Raw genomic sequence first — 23,950 nt, 5'->3', positions numbered from 1 at the left:
TACGCCTATTTTAATTAACTGGTCGGAGCCAACCGGAGCGTTGGTAAATCCATTAATCACTTAGCTGACCAACCAATGCCTTCATGAGAGCCGTCAGCTTCGGTTCGGCAATACCTGCAGCCGCGATGATTTTGGTGATGTCAGCTTTTTCCAGTGAATCGGGTAAACACATATCTGTAATGACCGATGCGCCAAAAACGGCCATTCCCATTTGATTGGCCACAATGACTTCGGGCACCGTCGACATGCCTACGGCATCGGCTCCCCATTGGCGAAGCATTCGGTACTCGGCCCGTGTTTCGAGTTGTGGTCCTGTAACACTTACATACACCCCCCGCTGGAGAGGAATTCCCAGGTTAGCAGCCAGTGTAAACGCCTGATCGATCAGGGATTTGCTATAGGGTTCGCTCATATCCGGGAAGCGGTCACCGAATTCGGGTGGATTGGGGCCTACCAGTGGATTTTGGGGTAGCAACAGGCTGATATGGTCGTCAATAACCATCAAATCAGTCGTTTGGAAAGCTGGATTCAGGCCTCCGGCGGCATTGGACACCAGCAATGTCCGAACACCCAGCGCGTGCATTACCCGCACCGGAAAGGTGACCTGCTGCATGGAATAGCCCTCATAAAAATGAAAGCGCCCCTGCATCACCACAACCGGCTTGCCCTCCAGCGTTCCCAGAAGCAATTTACCCGAGTGAAACTCAACCGTCGATAGCGGAAAGTGTGGAATCGTTTCGTAGGGTAGCGTTGTTTCAATTGTCAGTTCTTTGGCCAGGGCACCGAGACCAGTGCCCAGAATAATCCCAATCCGGGGTGTTCGTTGTGTTTTTGACTGAATAAACTGGGTCGCCTGCTGAATTTGTTCAAGCATGGTAAATAGAGTAGTTGGCCTAACTTTTTCTGCAAGTTAACCGTTTGGCAGGTAGCCGCTGCTTGAAGCTCACGCATTTATTACCTAAGCGTATGACCGCCAACCGTCTTATTGTCTTTGTAAAAAATCCGATTCCGGGTCAGGTAAAAACCAGGATCGCCCGCACCGTGGGAGATGCCAGAGCAGTTGAGGTATATAGCCACCTGTTGGCCTATACTCAACAGCTAGCCCATTCCTTTGCAAACGAGTGCGTCGTTTATTACGGTGATTTTATCAACCCAGATGATGGCTGGAATCAATACCCAAAGTATCAACAAACGGGTGCTGATCTGGGTGAGCGAATGGCCAATGCGTTTCAGGAACAGTTTGCCACCGGCGCAAATAAGGTCATCATCATTGGCAGCGACTGTCTCGAGATAACCCCCGATCATATCAACCAGGCCATTCGGGTACTCGATACGGTAGACGTAGTCATCGGCCCGGCTACCGATGGGGGGTATTATTTACTGGGCATGAATCAGCTTCAGGCGTTTTTATTTCGGGACATGCCCTGGAGTCAGCCGGAGCTTTGCCAACTCACGGAACTAGCTATTTTGCAACATAATCTGACCTTCGCCCGACTCGGCGAGCTAACCGATATTGACGAATGGGCAGACTATGAACGGTATCTGTAATCCATCCATTACGAAGGACAACAGCTGATAGATGTGAAAGGCGACTTATCAGGAACGCTGCTGAATGCTAGTGCTTTTCCTGACGAGTCATTATGAATTTCCGGTGAAGTAGTTTGATGCCTTTATAGATGGTTACGTTTATGACCTGCGGCCTGGACATTTCCACCTCAGCGCTTAAAGAAATCCCAGTCTTTGGGTGAATTAAGCGTCCCCCAGCCCAAACCTCTCCATCGAAACGGAGGTCACGGATGAGAAGGCTATCTTTCATTAAGCCGAAGTTTTGCTCGCCTGCCTGGTCAACTTCGGCTACCCGGGCAAAGTAAAGACCACCTTGTCGGTAAATATCAACGCTAGACCCCTTGGAAGGGAATTGCCACCGGCCTATAATTCGGTCTGCGGGTTGGTCCGCTTTTGCACCAAGCAGGAAGAAAAGCAGTACAACAAACCATAGTGGACACCGACGGATGAATATAGCTTTATGTTCATTTGAATTGTTCACAATAATTTAGATTTGTTGACACCAGGTAAAATTATAGTTTTTTCGAGAGTATTCCGATCTACTCCCAACCGCCCCCCAACGCCCGGTACAAATCCGTCAGGGCCAGGAACTGGGACTGCTTGGTGGTGATGAGCGCCAGTTCGGCTTCCAGCACGCTCCGTTGGGCCGTGATCACTTCCAGATAGGAGGCATACCCACCCCGAAACAAATCGTTTGATGTCGAGACGGCCTGTTCCAAAACGGCTACTTCCTGCGCCTGCAACTCGGCCACCGAACGGTAATTCTCGACGCCCCGCAATTGGGTCGACACCTCGCTGAAGCCCGTCAGAATAGCCTGCTGATACCGATACAACGATTCCCGGCTCTGTGCCACCGTCTGCTGATAGTTGGCTTTCACGGCGCGTCGATTCAGGATGGGGGCCGACAAACCACCCAGCAAACCCGCAGCCAGGGACGCCGGGTTGAACAGCACCCCCGTCCGGAAGGCGTTTAGACCTAAATAAGCTGTCAGGTTCAGGCTAGGCAGAAACTCGGCTCGGGCAACGTCGATGTCAATATGGGCGGCCTGAAGATCAAGTTCTGCCTGTCGGATGTCGGGTCGGCGAACCAGCATCTGCGCCGGGATACCCGTCTGTACCTGGCCGGGAAGGTCGCGGTCCTGGAGGGATTTTCCCCGGGCAATAGGTTGCGGATAGCGACCCAGTAAGCGGTTTAACTGATTCTCATGATCGACAATCTGCTGGCGTACCTGCCCCTGCCGACTTCGGGTATTCAAGAGTTGGGCCGAGAATTGCTGAACGGCCAGTTCTGTGACCCGACCCGCTTCTTTCTGGATGCGGACAAGCTCCAGCGCATTCTGTTGATAGTCAATGTTTTTCTGGAGAATTTCCAGTTCACCATCCAGGGCCAGCAGGGCGTAGTAGTGCCGGGCAATTTCAGCCACCAGGGCGGTTATCACGGCATGGCGGCCCTTCTCCGACGCGAGCAGGCGCAGGTAGGCCGCTTTTTTTCGGTTGTGCAGCTTGCCCCAGATGTCGATTTCCCAACTGCTGCGGGCACCCAAAAAATAGTCGGGAGTAGGGTTGGGCGTTAGTTGCTTGCCCCGAATATTATCCGATAAATTGGTATCGTAATTCCCAACCCCGTTCATGGTGTACTGCCCGTATCGGTCAACTCCCGCCGACGCCACGGCATTGACCTGAGGGACCAGCGCCCCCTGGCTATACAGGAAGGACGCGCGGGCCATCTCGATCCGTTGGGTCGCGATCCGTAGATCCAGATTACTGGCTAAGGCGGTGTCAATCAGCTGCGTCAACTGGAGATCAGCAAAGAACGTCCGCCAGTTTTGCCGGGCAATCCCCGTCGAATCCGATTGGCCTGCAAAGGAAACAGGTAGGGGCCGGTTGGCGGACTGAAGTACAGTATTGGGTAACTGACAACCGCTTAGGAAGAGTAGACAGGTAACACTACACGGAGCCAACATAGCCCGTATTCGGTGTAATGGCTTGATTGCCGCGATATTACGTGTTGGCTTATTTGGGGATGACTTTTCCATTGACGTGCGTTTGGGTGGATAGTTCAATCATGTCGATTTCGGTCGCCTGCGCGTGATGATCCAGCGGGTCGTCATCAACTGGCGGCTTGGTTTGAAAGCGTTCGGCGAGTTTGGCGAAGAACACGTACAGACCGGGTACAATGACCAGTCCGAACAACGTACCCGTCAGCATACCCCCGGCCGCTGCCGTTCCAATGGATCGGTTGCCCAACGCACCCGCACCCGTTGCCAGGCAGAGCGGAATCAGGCCCGCGATAAAGGCGAAGGAAGTCATCAGGATCGGGCGTAAACGGGAAACCGCACCCTCGATGGCTGCTTTCACAATCGGTAAACCTTCCTTCTGCCGCTGGCTGGCAAACTCAACGATCAGAATGGCGTTTTTACCCAGCAGGCCAATGAGCATCACCAGTGCTACCTGCGCGTAGATGTTGTTCTGAAGGCCCATCAGGTAGAGAAAGAAAAAAGACCCGAATATGCCCGTGGGTAGCGACAGCAGGACCGACAGCGGCAAAAACACACTTTCGTATTGCGCCATCAGCAGAATATACACGAACACTAAACAGATCGCGAAAATGTAAATCGCCTGGTTCCCTGACTCGACCTCCTCCCGCGACATACCCGACCACTCATACGCGTAGCCTTTGGGCAACGTCTGAGCAGCTACTTCCTGAACAGCCCGGATCGCGTCACCGCTGCTATAGCCGGGGGCCGCATCGCCATTGATCATGGCCGAGGTGTACATGTTGTAACGGGTCAGCTGCTCGGGGCCGTAAACGCGCTCCAGGGTAACGAAGTTGGCATAGGGTACCATTTCGCCCTGGTCGTTCTTGACCCGCATGTTCAGCACATCTTCGGGTTTGGTTCGGTAACTGGGGGCCGCCTGCACCATCACTTTATACATCTGCCCGAAGCGGATGAAGTTGGACGCATAATAACTGCCCATCATCGTTTGCAGCGTACTCATGGCGTTGTCGATGGAAACGCCTTTCTGGGACGCTTTCTCCTGATCGACATGCAGCAGATACTGGGGGAAATTAGGATCGAAGCTGGTAAAGGCATCGCTGATTTCGGGCCGTTTTTTCAGGGCCGCTATAAAATCCTGCGCGGCCTTAGCCGTTTGATTCAGATCACCACTGCGGCCCCGATCCAGCATACGGAGCTCAAAGCCACTCGAATTACCAAAGCCAGGTACGGTAGGGGGCGGGAAAAACTGAATCGTCGCATCGGTAATCCCTTTGGTTTTTTCTTCCAGCGTGGCAATCAGTTCCTGCATCGACTGGTGGCGCTCCTCCCAGGGCTTGAGGTTAATCATGCCCATGCCATAGGAAGCCCCCGCCCCGTCGGTCAGCAGGCTATAGCCCGCCAGCGTTGATACGTTCTCAACCGATTCCTGCTCCGAGGCCACCGCTTCGATGGCATCCATGACTTTCTCGGTTCGGTCGACGGTGGCCCCGGCGGGCGTGGTCACGTTGACGTAAATCATGCCCTGATCTTCGGTCGGGATAAAACCGCCCGGCAGCACAATACTGATGCCCCAGGTGGCCACGATAAAGAGCAGTAACAGCCCCCAGGTGATAACGCTCCGGTTGGCCATCCGACGGAGTAATCCCTGATACCTACCCGCCAGCGATTCGTACCCCCGGTTGAATTTGGCAAAGAAGCGACCCAGCAGCCCTTTTTGCTCGCCGTGTACGGGGCGGAGCAGAATCGCACAGAGAGCGGGCGTCAAGGTCAGCGCATTGACACCGGAGATGACAATCGCAATGGCCAGCGTGAGCGAGAACTGCCGGTAGAAAATACCCACCGGCCCCGACATAAAGGCGACCGGAATAAACACCGCCGACATGACGAGCGTAATGGCCACGATGGCGCCGGCAATGTCACTCATGGCCGAAAAGGTAGCGGCTCGGGGCGTCAGGTGGGACTCCTCCATTTTAGCGTGAACAGCCTCTACCACCACAATGGCATTATCGACCACAATTCCGATGGCCAGCACCAGGGCAAACAGGGTGAGCAGGTTAATCGAGAAGCCGATCAGGCTCATAAAGGCAAAGGTGCCGATCAGGGCCACTGGTACGGCCAGCGCGCAGATCAGCGTGGACCGCCAGTCCTGCAAAAACAGGAACACGATGATAAACACCAGCACAAAGGCTTCGATCAACGTACGGACAACTTCATGAATAGAGGCATCCAGAAACCGCGACACGTCGTAGGCATAATTGTAGGTCATGCCGGTTGGAAACGAGCTTTCTTTCAGTTCGGCCATCCGCGTTTTTACATTGGCAATCACATCGCTGGCGTTGGAGCCGGGCCGTTGTTTGAGCATGATGGCCGCCGAGGGACGTCCGTCGTTTTTGGAGAGAACGCCATAATCCAGCGAGCCGAATTCCACGTCGGCCACATCTTTCAGGCGCAGGGGAGAGCCGTCGGCGTTGGTGCGCAGGATGAGGTTTTCGTACTGAGCCGGTTCAAAAAACTTACCCGTGTAGCGGAGTACATATTGAAGCGTTTGGGGATCGCGGTCGGCGCTTTCGCCCGCTTTACCCGGAGCCGCTTCGACATTCTGCTTGCGAATACCGGCGATCACTTCGTCGGGCGATACATCATAGGCGGTCATGCGGTCGGGTTTGAGCCAGACCCGCATGGAGTAATCCCGGCTGCCCATAATGGCCGCAAAACCCACCCCGTCAATCCGCTTCAGTTCGGCCAGCACATTGATGTCGGCGAAATTGTAGATGAATTTTTCATCCACTTTTGGATCATCACTGACAATATTGAGGTACAGCAGCATGCTGTTGACCTCTTTTTCGGTCACGACCCCCGCCTTGATGACTTCTTCGGGCAGCTCGTCCATGACGGTCGTCACCCGGTTTTGCACGTTTACGGCCGCCAGATCGGGATCGGTCCCCACTTTAAAGAACACCGTGATGAGGGTCGTGCCATCATTGCCCGAAATGGACGTCATATACGTCATGTTGGGCACCCCATTAATGGCTCGTTCGAGCGGGGTAGCCACGGCCTTGACGCAGACATCGGCGCTGGCTCCCGTGTACCTGGTGGTTACGGTGACCGATGGGGGCACAATGTCGGGAAACTGTGTAACGGGCAGCCCCGTCAGGGCCAGCACGCCCATCAGCACAATCAGGACCGAAATGGCGGTGGAGAGTAAAGGTCGTTTAACGAATATAGTAAACATAGGTATGGGGAGTCGTTACGAGTCATTTATTAGCGGGCCGACGCATAGAGGGCCTGTAGGCGTTTGGCGGGAAGTGCTTTCGGGACAATGCGCATACCATCTTTGAGGCTCTGAATTCCCTCGTAGACAATACGATCGCCAGGCTTTAGGCCCGATTGAACGATGTAAAACTGGTCGACCCGGCTGCTGGGGATAAAGCTTCGGCTTCGGACTTTATTGGATGCGTCAACGACATACACGAAGTTTTTGTCCTGCACTTCAAAAACGGCTCGTTGAGGCACCAGAATGGCATCGTCCACGTCGGTCTCCAGCCGAATTTTGCCCGTAGCCCCGTGCCGGAGCAGGCGTTTGGGGTTGGGGAAAGTAGCCCGGAACGCAATGGTACCGGAGTTGCCTTCGAAGACCGTTTCGGTGGTTTCGATTTTGCCTTTATAGGGATAAGGCGAATCATCGGCCAGCAGCAAGTCGACTTCCCGAACGGTCGTTTTTTCGGGGTCGAGCCGTTTTTTGATGAAGGATAGATATTCTTTCTCCGATACATTGAAATAGGCATACATCTCCCTCAGGTCGGAGAGGGTAGTCAGCAGAGCGCCCTCTTCAATCAGGCTACCCCGTTTGAAGGGAAGTCGGTTGATAACCCCGTCGAAGGGAGCCCGAATACTGGTCAGCGAGACATGAAACCGGGCTTTGTTCAGGGCGGATCGGGCTCCATTGATACCCGCCCGGGCGGTTTCCAGTTTCGATTTGGCCAGCTTTAGCTCAGAAGGCGAAATCACATTTTTAGTGACCAGCAGTTTCACCCGGCCCATTTCCACTTCCGCTGATTCGGCCTGGGCCATCGCACTCTCCAGACTGGACTGTGCCCGGTCTACTTCCACCTGATATTCAGTTGGGTTGAGTTGAAATAGCAGCTGTCCTTTATGAACGGGCTTTCCTTCATCGACCAGAATCTTATCCAGATAGCCCGCTACCCGGGCCCGGACCTCCACATTCTGCACGGCTTCCAGGTTGCTGGCATAATCGTGATCGAGGGTGGCATCCTGTTGGGTTAACTGAATGACCGGGAGTGTTGGCGCCGACTCCTGCTTTTTCTCGCTATGAGCTGAGCAGGAGGCCAGTATAATCGTACTAAGTAAGGCAAGTAGGCCTGAATAAGATTGCATAAGGGAAAGTGGTTGGTTAGGATGTAAATGATCCTTTTGGTATCGCTCTGCCCAGTTTTCTGACTGAACATAAGGATACCATCGGCAAATAGGCTAACACGATTAAAGGCTAGCTTAGAAATTTCTTAGAATTTACTTAGAATAACTGCCAGAGGACTGATGAAAAAGGCTTGGTAATCAATATTATCGTAATAATTATCTAATCTATATTAGAGTTTTCAGTGCGAGGTTGATGCAAAAAATAGGGCCTCCCGGCCCTTCATCGTTTTGATACGGATGGATTTTTATAGTTTGTTTTTTATATTTAGAGTATTTAATTATACTTTTGAAATGAAATAAAGGTTATTTATAGTAATACTAATATTTTGAAAAAATAAACTATGTATTTCTTTATACATACGATTAAAAGCAGCCTCTGGGTATGTATTTTCGGTTGTCTATATCTCATTGCAACTCTCGCTCAAGCTCAAACTAACTATGTGGAAAGAACAGCCAATTCGTCGTCTCCAAGTATTAACAATACGTTGATTGGGACTAATGCGGGGAATCTAACTATGACCGGCTGGCAAAATTCCTTTGTAGGTTATCAGGCGGGCTACAATAATACGACAGGTGTGCAAAATTCCTTTGTAGGTTACAATGCAGGTTATGCAAACACGACAGGCAGTGCAAATTCCTTTATAGGAACTAACGCTGGCTATTACAACACGACTGCTTGGCAAAATTCCTTTGTAGGCTACAATGCAGGTTATGCAAATACGACAGGCAGTAATAATTCCTTTTTAGGTTACCAGGTGGGCGCTTTCAATACCACTGGCTCTGGTAATTCTTTTATAGGAGCCTCCGCGGGCTTTTTTAACACGACAGGTGCTGCGAATTCGTTTTTAGGAGCCACTGTAGGTTACAACAATACGACAGGCTCACGAGATTCCTTTGTAGGATACAATGCGGGTTATGCAAACACGACAGGTGGTGATAATTCTTTTGTTGGTGCTTATGCAGGCACTACCAATACAACAGGGAGCTCAAACTCCTTTTTAGGAGTTAGTGCAGGCTATGCCAATACGACAGGCTATCAAAATTCGTTTTTCGGCTACCAAGCAGGTAAAAACAATACTACCGGTAGTAATAACATTATTATTGGTCCCCAATCCGGTACAACAATTACAACCAGTGACGACAACGTGCTCATGGGCTATAACACTCAGGCAGGCGATGGTAGCGGTGGGCATCATGTCATAATTGGTGGAGAGGCTGGGGCAGGTCAGTGGGCAGGAGTAAGTAACACCTTGATTGGTCACCAGACCCGTGCTGAATCTATGGTTCTGCACCATGCCACCGCCATTGGAGCTGGAGCTACCGTACGCGTGAGTAACGCAGTGGTGCTGGGAAATGAAGCTAATGTAGGTATCGGTACTAGTTCACCTACAGCCCGGCTCCATATTCGTAGCCCTAAGGACCACGAGTCAGGAATGCGTCTGGAACAGTTGACCAGTGGGAGTCCAACTATAGCATCGACCGACAAATTTCTGAGTGTCAATGAGCAAGGAGATGTGGTGCTGGCTCGCTATAAGTTGCGGATTAACCATCCCGATGAGTGGGCAGATCGTGTGTTTCATCCAGATTACAAGCTAATGCCATTAGTGGAGGTGTCGCGCTACGTTCAGCAGTGGGGTCATTTGCCGAGAATTTCCTCGGCAGAGCAAGTGCTTAAAGAAGGAGTGGATTTAACCAAGTTGAATGCTACTTTATTGGAGAAAATAGAGGAATTGACCTTGTATAGTATTAGGTTGGAGAAGACCAGTCAGCAACAACAGGCGGAATTTGCAATTGTTAAACGAGAGAATCAACAGCAAGTAAAGCGTATCGAGATGTTAGAGCAACAACAGCAAGAAATTGCTAAACTAAAACGGTTAGTGAAGCAACTAATAGCTAAATAAACGTTTTTGCGACCAACACAAAACCGCTACTAGAGATCATAGCTCTGGTAGCGGTTTGAATCGGCATGTTCAACTATGAAAAAGTAATGAGTTTATTGACTGTCTGCTTCAGGAGCAGCAATCTTGGCTAAGTCCTTATTTTCCGGGAATAATGAAAGGCCTTTCTTCAGCCATTCAGTTCGGGCATTATCGTCTTTGGTAACCAGTTCGTTGTAGGAAATCATATACTTGAAGGCCAGCAACAGGTCTTTCTTATAGCGATTCCGTTCTTCTTCTTTATCTGAAACCATGCTAATGAACTGCTCGAAGTAGGGCTTCGCTTTCCCATTCCGAACGGCTTCTTCGGGAGCGTAGGCATAGTAGTTCGCTTTGGCCCTGTACAACACCGTTGGGGCATAATCAGGGGAGGCTTTTTGCGCTAGTGCCAATGCCGAATCGGCCAGGGCGAAGCGCACCGTGTCTCGTACTAACTTCCCGAGACTATCCCGCTGAAAACCCAGCGTATAGTTACTCATCCCATAACGAAATAAATCCTGCACATCCGCTTTGAAGTGATGCTTTGCGGCCGAATCCAGGGTGGCTACTGCTTCGGGGTGTTTCTTGGCCCGGTAATAGTACTTGGCCATGACGCTATACAGATTCTCGGTCGTATCGAAGGGAGCAGCTTTGGCCAGATAAGTCACGCCAATGGAGTCATTGACTGCTTTTAGTGAATCACTGCCGGGATTTTCGATACCCATATAAGCCATGCCGAGGTATTTGTAATCGTCGGGCATAGCCTTTCCCGGTGCTTTTTCCAGGAACGTACTAATATTTTGAATGGCTTTTTGCGGTTCTTTCAAGGACGAATACGCCCAGCCTTCAATTCGGTACACAATAGGATTCTGGGCTAATGCGGTGCGGTTGCTATCGATCAGGTTGACCGCTCGCTGATAATCTTTAGCCAGAAAATGAAACTGAGCCTGCCGTAACAGTGTCTCCTGACGCTTATCGTTCGATACGTTCACGTACTGATCAATGTAGTTGGCGGCTTCTTTGTAGCGGTTGACCAGGAAATACAGTTCGGCTAACTGGTTGTAAGCAGGAGCGTAGTTGGCACTGGCTTCAATGGCTTTCTTATAGTTCTCCACGGCCAGATTCAGGTTGCGGCCCTGCCAGTAAATATCGCCGATCCGTTGGTACACCCGCGATGGGTTCATGCCCAGTTCAAGGGCACTTTCGTAGCGGGTGACGGCCGTACCCGCATCTTTGTTTAGATAATACGCATCGCCGAGGGCCAACTGGATAGCCGGATTTTTCTTGTCCCGATCGGCTGCCCGGTTCAGGTAGTCAATGGCTTTTGCGGCATTGACTGCTTTTGGATAGCGGGGCTTAATGGAGCCGTCGCCGGGGGTTAGATAGCCTGTGTAGGCTTCCCCAATTCGAAACAGAATGTCGGCGTTTTTGCCTTTACTCCGGCTGATGACTTCCTCCAGTTTAGGGTCGGCATTTGCATTATCGTTTTGTACGAGGTAGGTCAGGGCCGAGCCTGTTTGGTTTAATGGAATCCGTTTGTCATCCATCGAAATGCCTTTATAAAACCAGGCACGGGCCGAATCAGGTTTGCCTGCCCGGAGATAGCCATAGCCAGCGTCGAATATAGTTTGATCCGATGGGCTTTGCTGAGCCGTTCGACTCAGGACTTGGGCAGCTTCTTCGAAGCGCCCCAGGCTCATTAATGTATTGGCATCAGGTGTTGGCGTCTGGGCAGTAACGCTGCCCGCCAGCCCCGAGAGAAGTAATATTGATAGGTGCGTTTTCATGTTGCTTAGGATTTGTTCTTCAACCAGATGATTGTTTAGTGCATCTCTGAAGTCAGGGACAAATTACCACCCAGACCTAAGAAGGGGCTTAAAGACTGCTTAGAATTGGCTTAGAAAAAGACGAAATCCAATTGCTAAAAGAACCAGAAACTGTCCCGGAGTCGAAAGTCAACGGAGCCTAAATAGGCGTTTTTGGTGTAAACCGATGCCCGGTATATACCCGGCTTCAGGGTTTTGTCAGGCGTTAAACGGATCGAGATTCGTGTTGGCTTTCCAGTGAAAATCACCCGTTGAATGGCATGAACCGGTACAACTTCATTGACTGATTCCAGAACAACCGTTTCGGTACGTAAGGGCGGCATTACCGGATTGTGCTGAGGGTCGGTCAGGCTTACGAATACTTCCTGAATGGAATCTACTTGTAATTCCGGAGGTACATTGAGCGAAATAGTTACTGTATTTACCTTTTTTGCTTTCGCGGTTTCTTTATGATTTCCCTTGGTGGATTCAACCATAAACTCATCGCCTGTAATGGCCGAGCGAGGAACCTTTGTTTGTAAGGTCGTATTCAGATCATTTATTTTTTGTTGTAGCTCTTTTGCTTCTTTGAGTAGTAGCCCATTCGAATCAGTTAGCCAACCGATTTTATCATTCATGGCAGCCAGCTGGTTTTCTAAACTATCACGAATGGTTGTCATCGAATCCAGATTTCGATGAAGCCCATGAATGGTGCCTGTCCGCAGCCTGTTTTGCTGACGAAGTTGTCTCTCCACGGCATCCCGTTGGTATAATTGGCCATGTAAGGCACTGATGCGTTTACCTAGCGATTCGTTCTCACTAGTGGCCGTTTCCAGTTGACTCGTTAGGCTGCGAACGTCGCCTTCGAGTTGAAGTTTGACCGACAGGAGCGAATCGGCCCGCCGTTCTTCCTGATCAAAGCGGTCAACCAGGGTTCGGGTTTTATCCAAATACAGGCCACCAACCACACCAAGGGTGAGTAGCATGGCCAGAATAGCGGTCAGCGGTGTTGACGTTCGTGAAGTTGTTTCCATACGGATAATAATTTGTTGGCGTATTGGAGAATGAGACAAAGGTGATCCCCACTGGTTATAAAGGAATTAAAGACTTCTTAGAATTTGCTTAGACTTTGCGCTTCGCCTAATCATCTGCTTGCTCCTTACGTTATTATGACAAACTGGAACACATCATTACTGCATGGCGAATAGACCTTCTCGATACGCACAGGTACTGGCCTGGCTGGATCAGCACGTTATCAAGCGGTTATACACCGAGCGTGTGCGCCGGATTATACTCCAAAGCCTGCCGTTTTGGGTAGCCTCTCTGCTGACTGGTCTTGTTGCTGTTGGTTACGAAGAACTGTTTATATGGGCGGAGCAAACCAGTTTTACCTGGATTCAGGCTCATCCGATGCTCGTGTTTGTAACCACCCCGTTGGCCTTCCTGCTTGCGTGGCTGGTGGTCGCAAAACTGGCTCCGGCGGCACGAGGCAGCGGTATTCCGCAGGTCATGGCAGGTATTGAACTGTCAAATCCCAGGACGCATCACCGTACGAACTATTTGCTAAGTATGCGGGTAGCGCTCGTCAAAGTTCTCAGTAGTGTTGTCCTGCTGATCGGGGGTGGTGTTATTGGACGAGAAGGGCCGACTATTCAGATTTCGGCGGCTATTTTTCGGGCCATCAATCGACTGCAACCGGCGGGTTGGCCCCAACTGTCCCGACAAATTGCGCTCGTTACGGGCGGAGCCGCTGGGCTGGCGGCTGCCTTTAATACGCCACTGGGTGGAATTGTCTTCGTGGTGGAAGAACTGACCCAAACACATATTACCCGCTTTCGTACCGCTGTGTTTACCGCCGTAATCATTGCCGGGATGACCGCTCAGGCCATTCAGGGGCCTTATTTGTACCTGGGTTTTCCGAAAGTGACGGTTTCGACCGGCTGGTTTTTGGGCGTCGTTGTGCTGGTGGCGATGGTTTCTGGTTTAGCGGGGGCAGTGTTTGCTAAAGCGCTATTATGGGTCAATGCCTACCGGCGACGGTTCCGTACCAGTCGGGAGCAGGCTATATGGGTAGCAGCCTGCGGGCTGGTGCTGGCCGGTCTGGCCTACCTGGTTGGTACGGATGCCGTTGGTACGGGGAAGCCTATTATTAATCGACTCCTGTTTCAAAACGATCACCAGACACCCTGGTATCTGTTTCCAGTACGGTTCGCGGGTATGGCGCTCAGTTACAGCAGTGGGGCAGCGGGTGGGGTTTTCGCCACCTCACTAAGCGCCGGAGCCATCCTCGGCGATGCAATGGCCCGACTAATCCGGGTAACGCCCAGCGATACGAATCTGGTCATTCTGGTGAGTATGGTAAGCTTCCTGACGGGGGTCGTTCGCTCTCCATTCACGGCGGCTATTCTGGTACTGGAAATGACCGATCGGCATTCCGCTATTTTTCAATTACTGTTGGGTGGACTGATGGCGCAGGGAGCTGCATCGCTGGTAGATCCGGTATCGTTCTATGAGCACCTGAAAGCCGGATTTGTCCGCGAAACGATGGCGCAACCCTTTGTCAATGAGGTCAAGAGAAACGAAGTAGAAGCCGATTAGATTTTTTAATCGTGGTTAGGCTGGTTTTGCGAAAGTTTTATGAACTAAGTCGAAATGTATATTTAGGTTTGCAAATTTGCCCCTGTTTTATCGCTATACATTCGAAAAACTGTCATTATGTCGCTGCAAGTATGTGTTTATTGTGCCTCCAGCAATCAAGTTGCTCCTATTTATTTCGAGGCTGTTGATCAGTTGGCCATCAATTTGGTTAACCATCAGGCAACGGTCATTTATGGGGGTGGTGGTATTGGTCTGATGGGTAGGCTGGCCGATAGTGTCTTAAGTCGGGGAGGGCGTATAGTCGGTATTATGCCTGAATTTATGCGTACCGTTGAATGGGCTCATAAAGGGGTCAATGAATTTCGATTCGTAGACGATATGCATGAACGCAAAAAGGCTTTTCTGGATGGCACAGATGCATTAATTGCACTGCCCGGCGGCTGTGGTACTTTAGAAGAATTATTAGAAGCCATTACATTAAAGCGATTGGGACTATTTACCAAACCTATTCTGATTTTAAACACGAACCGGTTTTATGATCCTTTAATTGCCATGCTTGAGCGATGTATTGACGAAAACTTTATGGCTCCTGTACATCGTCAAATGTGGACAGTTATTGACAATCCGAGTCAGGCAATAGAAGCCATTCAGCAAGCTCCGATCTGGGATGCCGAAGCTATTAAATTTGCGACATTAGCCTAGTTGTGGTTTGTATGACTGGTATTCGATCCATTGTATCCGCTATCTATAAGGTTGTCACTAACCTTTATTATCAGGTGGGTACAGCCGCCGAATGAGCCGCTCCATGGTCAATCCCTGTACAATTACGGAAAACAAAACGACTGCATACGTAATCGTCACAATGAACTCTTTCTGTGGTAAGGAGCCATCAATGGACAGCGCCATCGCAATGGACAGCCCTCCCCGTAGCCCACCCCAGGTCAGCATAACAGGGGCATTCCTGTCGAGGTCCAGCCAGCGATGAGCCAGCGTAAAGGGAATGAGAATGGCTACATACCGGGCTATCAGGACCAGGAGCACGACTAGTAAATAAATGGACCATTGTGTTATCTGAAAATCAATCAGTAGCAGCTCAACGCCAATAAGCACAAAAAGTAAGGCATTTAGAATCCCATCAACCAGCTCCCAGAATTTGTCGACGTACTCCTCGGTGAGTTGACTCATGGCGTCCTGCCGACGGCTATGTCCACCCACCATAAGACCGGTGACCACCATCGCCAATGGGCCCGAAATATGAAGTTTCTGAGCAAGTAAGTACCCACCCATAACCCCGGCTACCGTGACAATCACTTCGGTCTGATAGTGGTTGATCGAACGTAAAACCAGGAACATCCCGTACCCTAAAGCAAGGCCAAATACTATACCGCCACCGGCTTCTTCGAGAAACAGCAAGGCGATCTCTCCAGCACTTACACTGTCGGCTCCGTTGAGGACAATTCGATAAATAGAAGCAAACACGACAACCCCTACGCCATCATTAAAGAGTGATTCGCCCACAATATTGAGCTTGACGCTGTCGGGTAGTTTGAACTTAGACAAGATGCCTAATACGGCGATTGGATCGGTGGGTGAAATTAAAGCCCCAAACAACAGGCAAAGCGGGAATGACAAAGCCAGGTCGAGATGTCTGGTCAATAAATAAAGACCTGAACCAACCAGAAAGGTACTTAGTAAGACCCCCACAAAAGCAAACAGCATAACCGAGCGTCGTTCAACATTCAGCTTGGCAGAATCGGTATGGAAAGCGCCGGCAAAAAGCAGGAAGCTTAACATCACATCGAAAAGCGCTTTACCAAAGTTAATGCCGGCAACAGTCTGACGAACAGAGGCTAACTGGTCAGGATAAATTGAGTTCAGGCCAAGTAACAGGACAGAGAAGCCCAGCGAGCAAACCATAATGCCAATGGCATCAGGAAGTTTAAGCAGTTTTGTGTTCAGGTAGGCAAACACTGCCGAAGCAACAATAAGTAAAGTAATGAGGGTAAATAGATCCATAATTGAGTAGTGGAATTGAGCAAGATTACATTAACTTTCCATTAAAACCGCATCTTGTTTTGTGTTAGTGACTAGTAACCGCATGCATAAAGAATGACTGTAGACGACCAAAATGAACCCCGATTTAATAAATCCAACCCCTTAACTCACTTCAGCTCCTTTCTGCGTGAGCGGTTTAGCCTGGAAGAAGATAAAGAAGACGAAACGGATGTCATACAGGCTATTAGTCGAGGAATCGAGTTTCGGGGCATTAATTTGTGGACACTAATTTTTGCCATATTCATTGCCTCTATTGGCCTCAATATCAACTCTCCAGCTGTTATTACTGGGGCTTTTCTTATCTCTCCTTTAATGGGCCCTATTATGGGTATTGGCCTAGGCGTTGGTATCAATGACTTGACGATGATCCAACGCGCGTTAAAGAACTTAGGTCTGGCTGTATTTATTAGTTTGTTAACTTCCACGCTCTATTTTTTCGTAAGTCCTCTGCACCTGGCTCAATCTGAATTGTTAGCTCGTACATCGCCCACCGTCTGGGATGCACTTGTGGCCTTTCTGGGAGGACTAGCTGGTATTGTTGCCGGTTCGCGACGGGAGAAAGTGAGCAATGTTATTCCCGGTGTAGCCATCGCCACCGCTCTGATGCCTCCCTTATGTACAGCAGGCTACGGATTAGCTACCGGTAATCTATATTATTTCGCGGGCGCATTTTACCTGTTCCTCATCAATGCGATATGCATCAGTATAGCCACATTCCTGATCGTCCGATTTTTGGGTTACCATCAGAAACAATACCCTACGCCTGAGGTTGAACAGCGCGTTCGGCATACGATCTGGTTCGCTGTAATCATTGTGGTGGTACCCAGTAGCTATCTTGGCTATCAAATTGTTCGCAAAACCATATTTGAAGAATCTGCAAAGCGATTTGTTGCAACGGAATGTAACTTTCAGTACCGACAAGTTATTCAGTACGCAGCTCGATTCAATCGTCAGCAGAGTACACTAGAACTCTCACTAGTGGGCGAGCCGCTACCCAAAGACTCGATCAACTTACTACGTTCCAAAATGCCTGCTTACGGCCTGGGCAATGCCAACCTGATCGTTAAACAAGGAAGTTTTAAGGATACCGAAATTGATGTGGATGCCCTGAAGAATACAGTTACCGATCAGGTCATTAAATACAGTCAGTCATCCATTGCCCGTAAAGACCACATCATTGACTCGCTGCGTCGCTACATTGACCTGACGCAAACGTCGCGGCTCCCAGTGGCCGATCTGCGAAACGAACTCAAGACACTGATGCCTGATGTACAAACCTTTACCGCTGCAAGATCGCTGGTTTTGAATGCGACCAGTAACAAACCCGATACGGTTATGCTGGTGTATGCCCGTTTTTCGCGCCGTCATACAGTGGGCGAAAAACAAAGGATTGAGCGCTGGCTGCAAAGCCGGACAAAAAGCAAAAAGATAAAACTGCTGGTTGAATAGCGTAACGGATGTCGCGCTGTTAATGCAATAGATTGGGAATATCAACCACCCAGGCAATCAGTAAGGTCAGGAGTACTAACGCACTGATCAACAAGATTAGCCAGTCTGGTTTGGGGGGCTTCTCATCGTAAAAATACCTTGATTTAGTGCGTCTTTCCGCCTTACTAACAGGCGCTGGGGGAAAGAACGGGGTATAGGTAAGCGTTTGGCTTTCAGTAGTCATCATGTCGGTCAGTTTATATTGCCTGGCAGGTTTCTTAGTTGCCAAAGATGCCCTGAGCGACTTAAGATTAACTGATAAACTCCTTAGAATCTGCTTAGAAAAGACGTACTTACCGTGGCAACTTGATCGTAAATAGCGTCGGCTGGCCAGGCATAGAGCTAACGCTGATCTGCCCTTGATGCAGGCGAATGATCCGCTCAACGAGCGATAAGCCGACACCGTAGCCGCGCACATCGGCCGTTTGTCGGCTCCGATAGAAGGGTTCAAAAATATAGGGCAGGTCGGCGGTTGGAATAGACTGGCCGGTATTCTGAATACTAATGTTCAGACTGGCGGGGTCAAAATTTACGTGGATCAGCGCCTGTCCGTCGTCAGAAAATTTGCAGGCATTTTCCGTCAGGTTTTTTAGCGCCGTGGCCAGTAAGGTTTTATTGCCCTGAACGGCTAGCTGGTCAGGATCATCAGGCAACGCACCCAGTTCTATGTTGACCTGATAACGGGGATTAATGGCCGTCACCTGGTCGCGGATATCCCATACGATTTCGTCCATCCGCACCGTATCGGTGAGTAGCCCAATGGCATCCTCCTGGTTGACCTGCGAGAGTTGCAGTAATTCGTGGGTGAGGGCCGCCAGGTCGCCTACGTCATCCAGGACGGACCGAATCGTTTGCCGGTAAGCGTCTGGTTCCCGCTGATTTAACAAACTGACTTCCAGTTGTGAACTGATTTGAGTGAGTGGGTTTTTCAGTTCGTGGGATACGTTGGCCACAAACATCCGCTGCAACCGAAAGGACTCCGCTACCCGGTCCAGCAATCGGTTAATCGTGGCCGACAATCGACTGATTTCATCATCGTCTTTAGTAACGACTAAGCGTTCATCCCGATTCCGCGGAAATATATCACTGACAATCTGGTCAATCTGCTGCATGGGTTGCAGCGCATCGCCCGCAAAAAACCAGCCTGAGAAGGCAGTCATACCGGCAATCAGGACAAATAAACCCGTTAAAGCCCACAGAAGACGCCGTAAAAATTCATCCCCGTAGCTATTTTCAGCGCTGGCAATGACCACGTACTGCCCCGAAGCCGTCATGAATCGGGTACCCGACAGATAGTACCCACCTTGCTGAAAATCCTTTTGTTTAGTCTGCCGAATATCAGCCAGCACAGATTTCGGTATCGTTATAAGCAGACTTTCGTTGGTAAGAAAAATGAGCGAATCCCGGCCATCGAACACCATGATTTTTTGATTCGGCAACTGATCTTTCCGGATTCGGCCCAATTGCTGAATGAGTTTAGCGTCCAGCCGATGGCGGATGAGCATATCCCCCGTTGTATTGGCTTTTCGGTCGAGTCGCCGGTAAAAATCGGAGGAAATAAAATACCAGCAGAAGGCATAGATACTCACAAACGCCAGTAGTAAAATACTGGATACCAGGCTTGTAAAGCGTAAGGTGAGTCGTTTGCGAATCGTCATTACTCTTCTTTAAACATATACCCCATGCCGAAATGCGTATGGATCAGCTTGGTCGGGAAGTTTCGATCGATCTTTTTACGAAGGTAATTAATGTAGACCTCCACGACGTTGGTGCCCGTATCGAAATTCAAATCCCAGACATGTTCAGCAATGGCTGGTTTCGATAGCACACGGCCCTGATTGCGCATGAGAAATTCCAGCAAGGCAAATTCACGGGCGGTTAGCTCAATCGGTTGCTCATCGCGCGTGACGGTTTTAGCATCCAGATTCATCTCAATACCCCCATACCGCAGGGTTTGGGCAGTCAGCGACACCTGCGTACCCCGCTTGGTAAGGGATCGCACGCGGGCTAGCAATTCGGCAAACTGAAAGGGTTTGGTCAGGTATTGATCGGCCCCGGCATCGAAGCCCGAAATTTTATCGTCGGTTTCGCCCAGGGCGGTCAGCATCAGAATGGGAGTGGTTAACCCCTCGGCCCGTAACTGTCGGCAGAGTTCATACCCATTCAAACCGGGTAAAATCAAATCAGTAATAATGGCGGCATAGTTATTTTTCAGGGCCAGTCGTTTGGCAATCAGCCCGTCGTAGGCGATGTCGACTTCGAACTGACTTTCCTCCAGTCCCTGCTGGATTGCCTGTAACGTTTTGGGCTCGTCTTCAACGACCAGTAGTTTCATACGTAGTAAAGCTAAAGGTATTTTGCTTGATTATAAGTCGGCTTATTTCAATGAAAAGTGAACCATGTTCACAGGTAAGTAAGCACATAATCAGCCTATTGTTTTGGTTCTAATCAAATTCTAAGGTTTCGTTAAGTTCCTCCTTATCACTTGACTATAGGTTGCCTGAATTAAGCGTGTATAAGCGCTTATTCATGCCATTGGCCCCTACGCCCACGTTCTCACTGATTGGGGCGGGTCAATGGTCATGAAAAAGTAAGCCCGCGCGCTCCACCATAAACCCGAACCAGGATGATGACGTTTTTTATTATTGTCAGTATAATTCTTGTACTAGGCGTGCTAAGTTATTTGACCAGTGCCTGGTATGGCGTTAAATCGTCCAATACGGACAAATTACCGCCTTATTACGAACATTTACTCCGACAGTTAAAAGAAAAAGAAAATCAAGCTGAAGGAGCCGAAGAAACGGTTAAAAAAGAGGAAGTCTCCAGTAACAGATAAACTAGTGAACTGATCATCCACAAGGAGTCAGAAAACATACCGATCAGTCAACGTAAAAGCCAGTCTAACGAAACACTGGCTTTTTTTGATGTACGGTAGGTAAGGAATCAGGCTTCAACCAAGACATCATTCATTCGTTGTAACAGCGCTTCTACGTCCTGTTGCCGGGCTAGCCGATACCGGGCAAACGATACGCCCGAACCCACTTTCAGGGTGTAAGCCCAGTTGGGCAGCTGCCGAAACATATCTTCGTCGGTGGTATCATCGCCAATGCTGATGATAAAGTCATACGGCTTTTGCTCGGCAATCGTTTGGGCTACCGTTCCTTTGCTGTGTTGAGCGGGTTTCACTTCCACCACTTTGTTGCCCTGAATAACGGTTAAGGGTATGGAGGATGCCACTCGCCGGAGTTGGGTGGCCAGGTCAATAGCCTGCCCTTCTACCTCCTCGCTCTCGGCCATTCGGTAATGCCAGGCAATGGCCGTTTCTTTACCCTCAATAAATGAACCCGGAAAACGATCCACAAAATGATCCATGGTTAAGCGAACCGGTTCGACCCAGTCATCAGCCGATAAGTCGAGTCGCTGCCAGGGCTGATCCGGTTTTTTCAGAAAAGCTCCGTGCTCCGCTACCAGATGAACGGGAATACGGGTAAAGGTCTTTTCCAGAAACGACCGATTACGACCGCTAATGACCACTACGTCACTGCTTTCGGCTAACTGGACAAGTATCGTTTGTAAAGAATCGGAAGGCCGGGCATCGGCGGGGTCATTCACAATAGGGGCCAGTGTTCCGTCGAAATCAACTAAGAGTAGTCGCTTTCTTGCGTCGCTAAAGGCGGTCATGAATGGCTGAATGGGCAAATCTGTTTCTAAATCGGTTGGGCTGGTTATCATATCGTTGAATGCAGTAAAAAAATCATGGCTCCACCGGAAAACATTGTGATTTTGCAGGTGCTTTCGCATGTGCCCTAAACGCTTTTCCTGTTCGGCCGCGGGCATGAGTAATGCCTGTTTAATGGCATCGGCCACTTCCTGGGTGTCGGTTGGATTGATAATGATGGCATCACGTAGTTCCTGAGCTGCCCCGGCTAATTCGCTTAAAATCAACACCCCTTTGAGGTCGTGTCGACTGGCGACAAATTCCTTACAAACCAGATTCATGCCATCGCGAATGGGCGTAATCAGAGCAATGTCGCAGGCGGTGTACAAGGCCAGCAGCTCTGTAAAGGTCAGCGACCGGTACGAATACACGATGGGTCGCCAGCCGATGGTGCCAAACAGACCGTTGATGCGCCCAACCGTTTCTTCAATCTCTCGTTTAAGTTCCTGATACTGTCCAATCTTATCTCGCGATGGCACCACCGTCATTACGAAGGTCACCTGATCATGCCAATCCGGATTCTGGATCAAAAATCGTTCGTAACCCTGTAATCGGGAGGTAATGCCTTTGGTGTAATCAAGTCGGTCAACCGAAAAGATGATTTTGTTATGCCGGAGCAGATTTTTGTAGTGTTGCTGGGTGGCAAAAACCTCCGTTTCCTGCCCGCTTTTATTGAATTTATTAAAATCAATGCTGATGGGAAAGGCGTTGACGCGAATTGAGCGGTCGGGCAAAACGATGCGCTGCCCAATAATGGGTAAGTCCAGCACTTCTGATACACTCTGCAAGAAATGCTGAACATAGTCGGTGGTGTGAAACCCCACGACATCGGCTCCCAATACACCCTGAATGAGTGCTTGCCGCCAGGTTCGGGGGAGCAGTTTTATAATCTCGTAAGTAGGAAAAGGGATATGAAAGAAGTAGCCAATCGACGTTTCCGGCATGGCCTGTCGGAGTAAATCGGGCAGTAACATCAATTGAAAATCGTGAATCCAGACGAAATCGCCGGGTTCGACCAGCGCGGTTAATTCTTCCAGAAAACGCGTATTTGCCTGTTGATAACAATCAAAATCGTGTTCTTTAAAGGAGGCATAGGAAGGGAAATAATGGAATAATGGCCAGATCAAATCATTGCTAAATCCTTCATAAAAGCCTTTATGCACAGCCTCATCCATAAAAACCGGATGCGCCACAAACGTATCATTTTCCAGGGCAGAGGAGTCGAGTTGTTGAAGGGACGAATCGCCGTGCCCGATCCAGTGAATTTTGGTGGCTGATTTTCTCTGATTCTGGCCCATCTGTTCAGCCATTGACAACACGGCTGAAACCAGACCACCTGAATTCTGTAGCAGTTCTGGACCTTGATCCGTTTGTTGTATCGTAAACGGTAGGCGATAGGAAACTATCAGTAATCGATTAAACGAGGAATTAAACGTTTTCATGGTGTTGATGCGCTACTGAACGCTCAGTGTAGACTAACAAATGACGCATCAACGACTTAGAGGGGGCTTAAACAAATCTTAGAAACTCCTTAGAAGAGCCTAATCAGGTGGAAAAGACCGAGAAATGGATTTGCAAAAAAGAGTTGTGTAAGGGAATAAAAATGGAATTTCGTAAAGGGTCGAAAAAGAGGTCAATACATAAAGGACAATTACTGAGCCTTACTAGTACTTTTCCAATTTAGATTCTATAGTTTCTGTAGATTCTATCGATTCTGATAATCAGGCATCTAGTATCAAAAGAATCTAGTAGAAACAATAGAATCTATTTTGGACGAGCACTAGCAATTAACGCTACTTTTTTAACTGATTGATTGGCGGACCTACTCGTTTAAATCCATGTTCCTCCCGAAACTTGTCCTGTTCGGCTTCACTCATCGTTTTGAGGGCTCCTTCGCTTACCTTTTGGAAAAACGCTTCCATTTTACCCGCTGGCTGGAACGTCATCAATAACCGGCCATCACCCGAGCCCACTTTGGCAAAACAATGCGGTACGTTTCGCGGGCCAAACACAGTATCACCCGCCTTTGCCTGGTGGATTACATCACCCACCTTAATTAAAAATTCTCCTTCCAGCACATACCACATTTCATCCTGATCAAAGTGAGTGTGAAGAGCAGGTCCTCCTTCTTTAACACGGCTGGATTCATAAACGTACAGATCCCCATTGGTATCTTTAGTGGATACTGTCGTCATAAAAGTATCCCCATCAAAAAGGGAAATGGCATGATTAAATCGGTCTTTCCCCGAATCGACTTTAAATCCTTTGTCAACACGGTAATTTTTTAGGGTCTCTGCTGCCCATAGGAAAGGAGAAGCCAGAAAGGCAACTGTTGCCAAACCGGCTTTCAGAAAGTTATTTCGTTTCATA

Annotated in this window: 19 protein-coding genes; 6 read left to right on the top strand and 13 right to left on the bottom strand. The window is 49.4% G+C overall.

The window, feature by feature from the left end:
* Positions 1–52: 52 nt before the first annotated feature.
* Positions 53–874, bottom strand: coding sequence for a purine-nucleoside phosphorylase (locus tag H3H32_RS26870; protein WP_182458831.1), 822 nt, complete (start codon positions 872–874; stop codon positions 53–55).
* A gap of 92 nt (positions 875–966) precedes the next feature.
* On the opposite strand from H3H32_RS26870, the gene H3H32_RS26865 reads away from it, so the two are divergent.
* A complete protein-coding gene (locus H3H32_RS26865) occupies positions 967–1,548 on the top strand; it encodes a TIGR04282 family arsenosugar biosynthesis glycosyltransferase (protein WP_182458830.1) in 582 nt (193 codons plus the stop codon).
* Positions 1,549–1,615: 67 nt separating this feature from the next.
* Here the strand turns inward: H3H32_RS26865 and H3H32_RS26860 are convergent, their stop codons facing one another.
* Genes H3H32_RS26860 through H3H32_RS26845 form a run of 4 tightly spaced genes read right to left on the bottom strand, consistent with a single transcriptional unit; the run spans position 1,616 to position 7,961 of the window.
* The gene (locus H3H32_RS26860; protein WP_240543501.1) at positions 1,616–2,047 is read right to left on the bottom strand and encodes a DUF2147 domain-containing protein; all 432 of its coding nucleotides are present in this window, start codon (positions 2,045–2,047) and stop codon (positions 1,616–1,618) included.
* 58 nt (positions 2,048–2,105) lie between these two features.
* Entirely contained in the window at positions 2,106–3,530 is a 1,425-nt protein-coding gene (locus H3H32_RS26855; protein ID WP_374191855.1) for a TolC family protein, read from the bottom strand.
* Positions 3,531–3,579: 49 nt separating this feature from the next.
* A complete protein-coding gene (locus H3H32_RS26850; RefSeq protein ID WP_182458828.1) occupies positions 3,580–6,798 on the bottom strand; it encodes an efflux RND transporter permease subunit in 3,219 nt (1,072 codons plus the stop codon).
* 29 nt (positions 6,799–6,827) lie between these two features.
* A complete protein-coding gene (locus tag H3H32_RS26845) occupies positions 6,828–7,961 on the bottom strand; it encodes an efflux RND transporter periplasmic adaptor subunit (protein WP_182458827.1) in 1,134 nt (377 codons plus the stop codon).
* A gap of 479 nt (positions 7,962–8,440) precedes the next feature.
* Here H3H32_RS26845 and H3H32_RS26840 point away from each other — a divergent pair, with 479 nt between their 5' ends.
* A complete protein-coding gene (locus tag H3H32_RS26840) occupies positions 8,441–9,901 on the top strand; it encodes a hypothetical protein (protein WP_240543500.1) in 1,461 nt (486 codons plus the stop codon).
* A gap of 92 nt (positions 9,902–9,993) precedes the next feature.
* Here the strand turns inward: H3H32_RS26840 and H3H32_RS26835 are convergent, their stop codons facing one another.
* Positions 9,994–11,703: a tetratricopeptide repeat protein gene (locus H3H32_RS26835; RefSeq protein WP_182458826.1), complete on the bottom strand. Its 1,710-nt coding sequence runs from the start codon at positions 11,701–11,703 to the stop codon at positions 9,994–9,996.
* A gap of 134 nt (positions 11,704–11,837) precedes the next feature.
* Positions 11,838–12,755 (bottom strand): DUF8428 domain-containing protein, encoded by a 918-nt coding sequence (locus tag H3H32_RS26830; protein ID WP_182458825.1) that lies wholly within the window; start codon positions 12,753–12,755, stop codon positions 11,838–11,840.
* Between the two features lie 163 nt (positions 12,756–12,918).
* Between H3H32_RS26830 and H3H32_RS26825 the strand changes: the two genes are divergently transcribed.
* Together H3H32_RS26825 and H3H32_RS26820 are read left to right on the top strand one after the other, a co-directional pair.
* Positions 12,919–14,319, top strand: coding sequence for a chloride channel protein (locus tag H3H32_RS26825; RefSeq protein ID WP_182458824.1), 1,401 nt, complete (start codon positions 12,919–12,921; stop codon positions 14,317–14,319).
* Between the two features lie 117 nt (positions 14,320–14,436).
* Positions 14,437–15,021 carry an LOG family protein gene (locus tag H3H32_RS26820; protein ID WP_182458823.1) on the top strand — a complete coding sequence of 195 codons (585 nt, stop codon included), beginning with the start codon at positions 14,437–14,439 and terminating at the stop codon, positions 15,019–15,021.
* A 57-nt stretch (positions 15,022–15,078) separates the two neighbouring features.
* On the opposite strand, the gene H3H32_RS26815 is transcribed toward H3H32_RS26820, so the two are convergent.
* Entirely contained in the window at positions 15,079–16,335 is a 1,257-nt protein-coding gene (locus H3H32_RS26815; RefSeq protein ID WP_182458822.1) for a cation:proton antiporter, read from the bottom strand.
* A 93-nt stretch (positions 16,336–16,428) separates the two neighbouring features.
* Between H3H32_RS26815 and H3H32_RS26810 the strand changes: the two genes are divergently transcribed.
* Positions 16,429–17,823, top strand: a complete 1,395-nt coding sequence (locus H3H32_RS26810) for a TIGR00341 family protein (RefSeq protein ID WP_182458821.1) — start codon at positions 16,429–16,431, stop codon at positions 17,821–17,823.
* Positions 17,824–17,842: 19 nt separating this feature from the next.
* On the opposite strand, the gene H3H32_RS26805 is transcribed toward H3H32_RS26810, so the two are convergent.
* From H3H32_RS26805 to H3H32_RS26795, 3 genes are all read right to left on the bottom strand, one after another.
* Positions 17,843–18,091 (bottom strand): hypothetical protein, encoded by a 249-nt coding sequence (locus H3H32_RS26805; RefSeq protein ID WP_182458820.1) that lies wholly within the window; start codon positions 18,089–18,091, stop codon positions 17,843–17,845.
* 64 nt (positions 18,092–18,155) lie between these two features.
* Positions 18,156–19,520: a sensor histidine kinase gene (locus H3H32_RS26800; protein WP_182458819.1), complete on the bottom strand. Its 1,365-nt coding sequence runs from the start codon at positions 19,518–19,520 to the stop codon at positions 18,156–18,158.
* On the bottom strand, positions 19,520–20,197 hold the full coding sequence (locus H3H32_RS26795) for a response regulator transcription factor (RefSeq protein WP_182458818.1): 678 nt from the start codon (positions 20,195–20,197) through the stop codon (positions 19,520–19,522). Before H3H32_RS26795 ends, H3H32_RS26800 begins: the two co-directional genes overlap by 1 nt.
* 291 nt (positions 20,198–20,488) lie before the next feature.
* On the opposite strand from H3H32_RS26795, the gene H3H32_RS26790 reads away from it, so the two are divergent.
* Positions 20,489–20,698, top strand: a complete 210-nt coding sequence (locus tag H3H32_RS26790) for a hypothetical protein (protein WP_182458817.1) — start codon at positions 20,489–20,491, stop codon at positions 20,696–20,698.
* Between the two features lie 107 nt (positions 20,699–20,805).
* Here the strand turns inward: H3H32_RS26790 and H3H32_RS26785 are convergent, their stop codons facing one another.
* Both H3H32_RS26785 and H3H32_RS26780 read right to left on the bottom strand, forming a co-directional pair.
* Positions 20,806–23,022, bottom strand: coding sequence for a bifunctional alpha,alpha-trehalose-phosphate synthase (UDP-forming)/trehalose-phosphatase (locus H3H32_RS26785; protein WP_182458816.1), 2,217 nt, complete (start codon positions 23,020–23,022; stop codon positions 20,806–20,808).
* 351 nt (positions 23,023–23,373) lie between these two features.
* Positions 23,374–23,949: a cupin domain-containing protein gene (locus H3H32_RS26780; protein ID WP_182458815.1), complete on the bottom strand. Its 576-nt coding sequence runs from the start codon at positions 23,947–23,949 to the stop codon at positions 23,374–23,376.
* Between the last annotated feature and the right edge of the window lies 1 nt (position 23,950).

Source organism: Spirosoma foliorum (assembly GCF_014117325.1).
In the GTDB taxonomy this organism is placed as follows: domain Bacteria; phylum Bacteroidota; class Bacteroidia; order Cytophagales; family Spirosomataceae; genus Spirosoma; species Spirosoma foliorum.
Note: the sequence above shows the minus strand (reverse complement) of the source record. Positions and strands in the feature narration are given on the sequence as shown.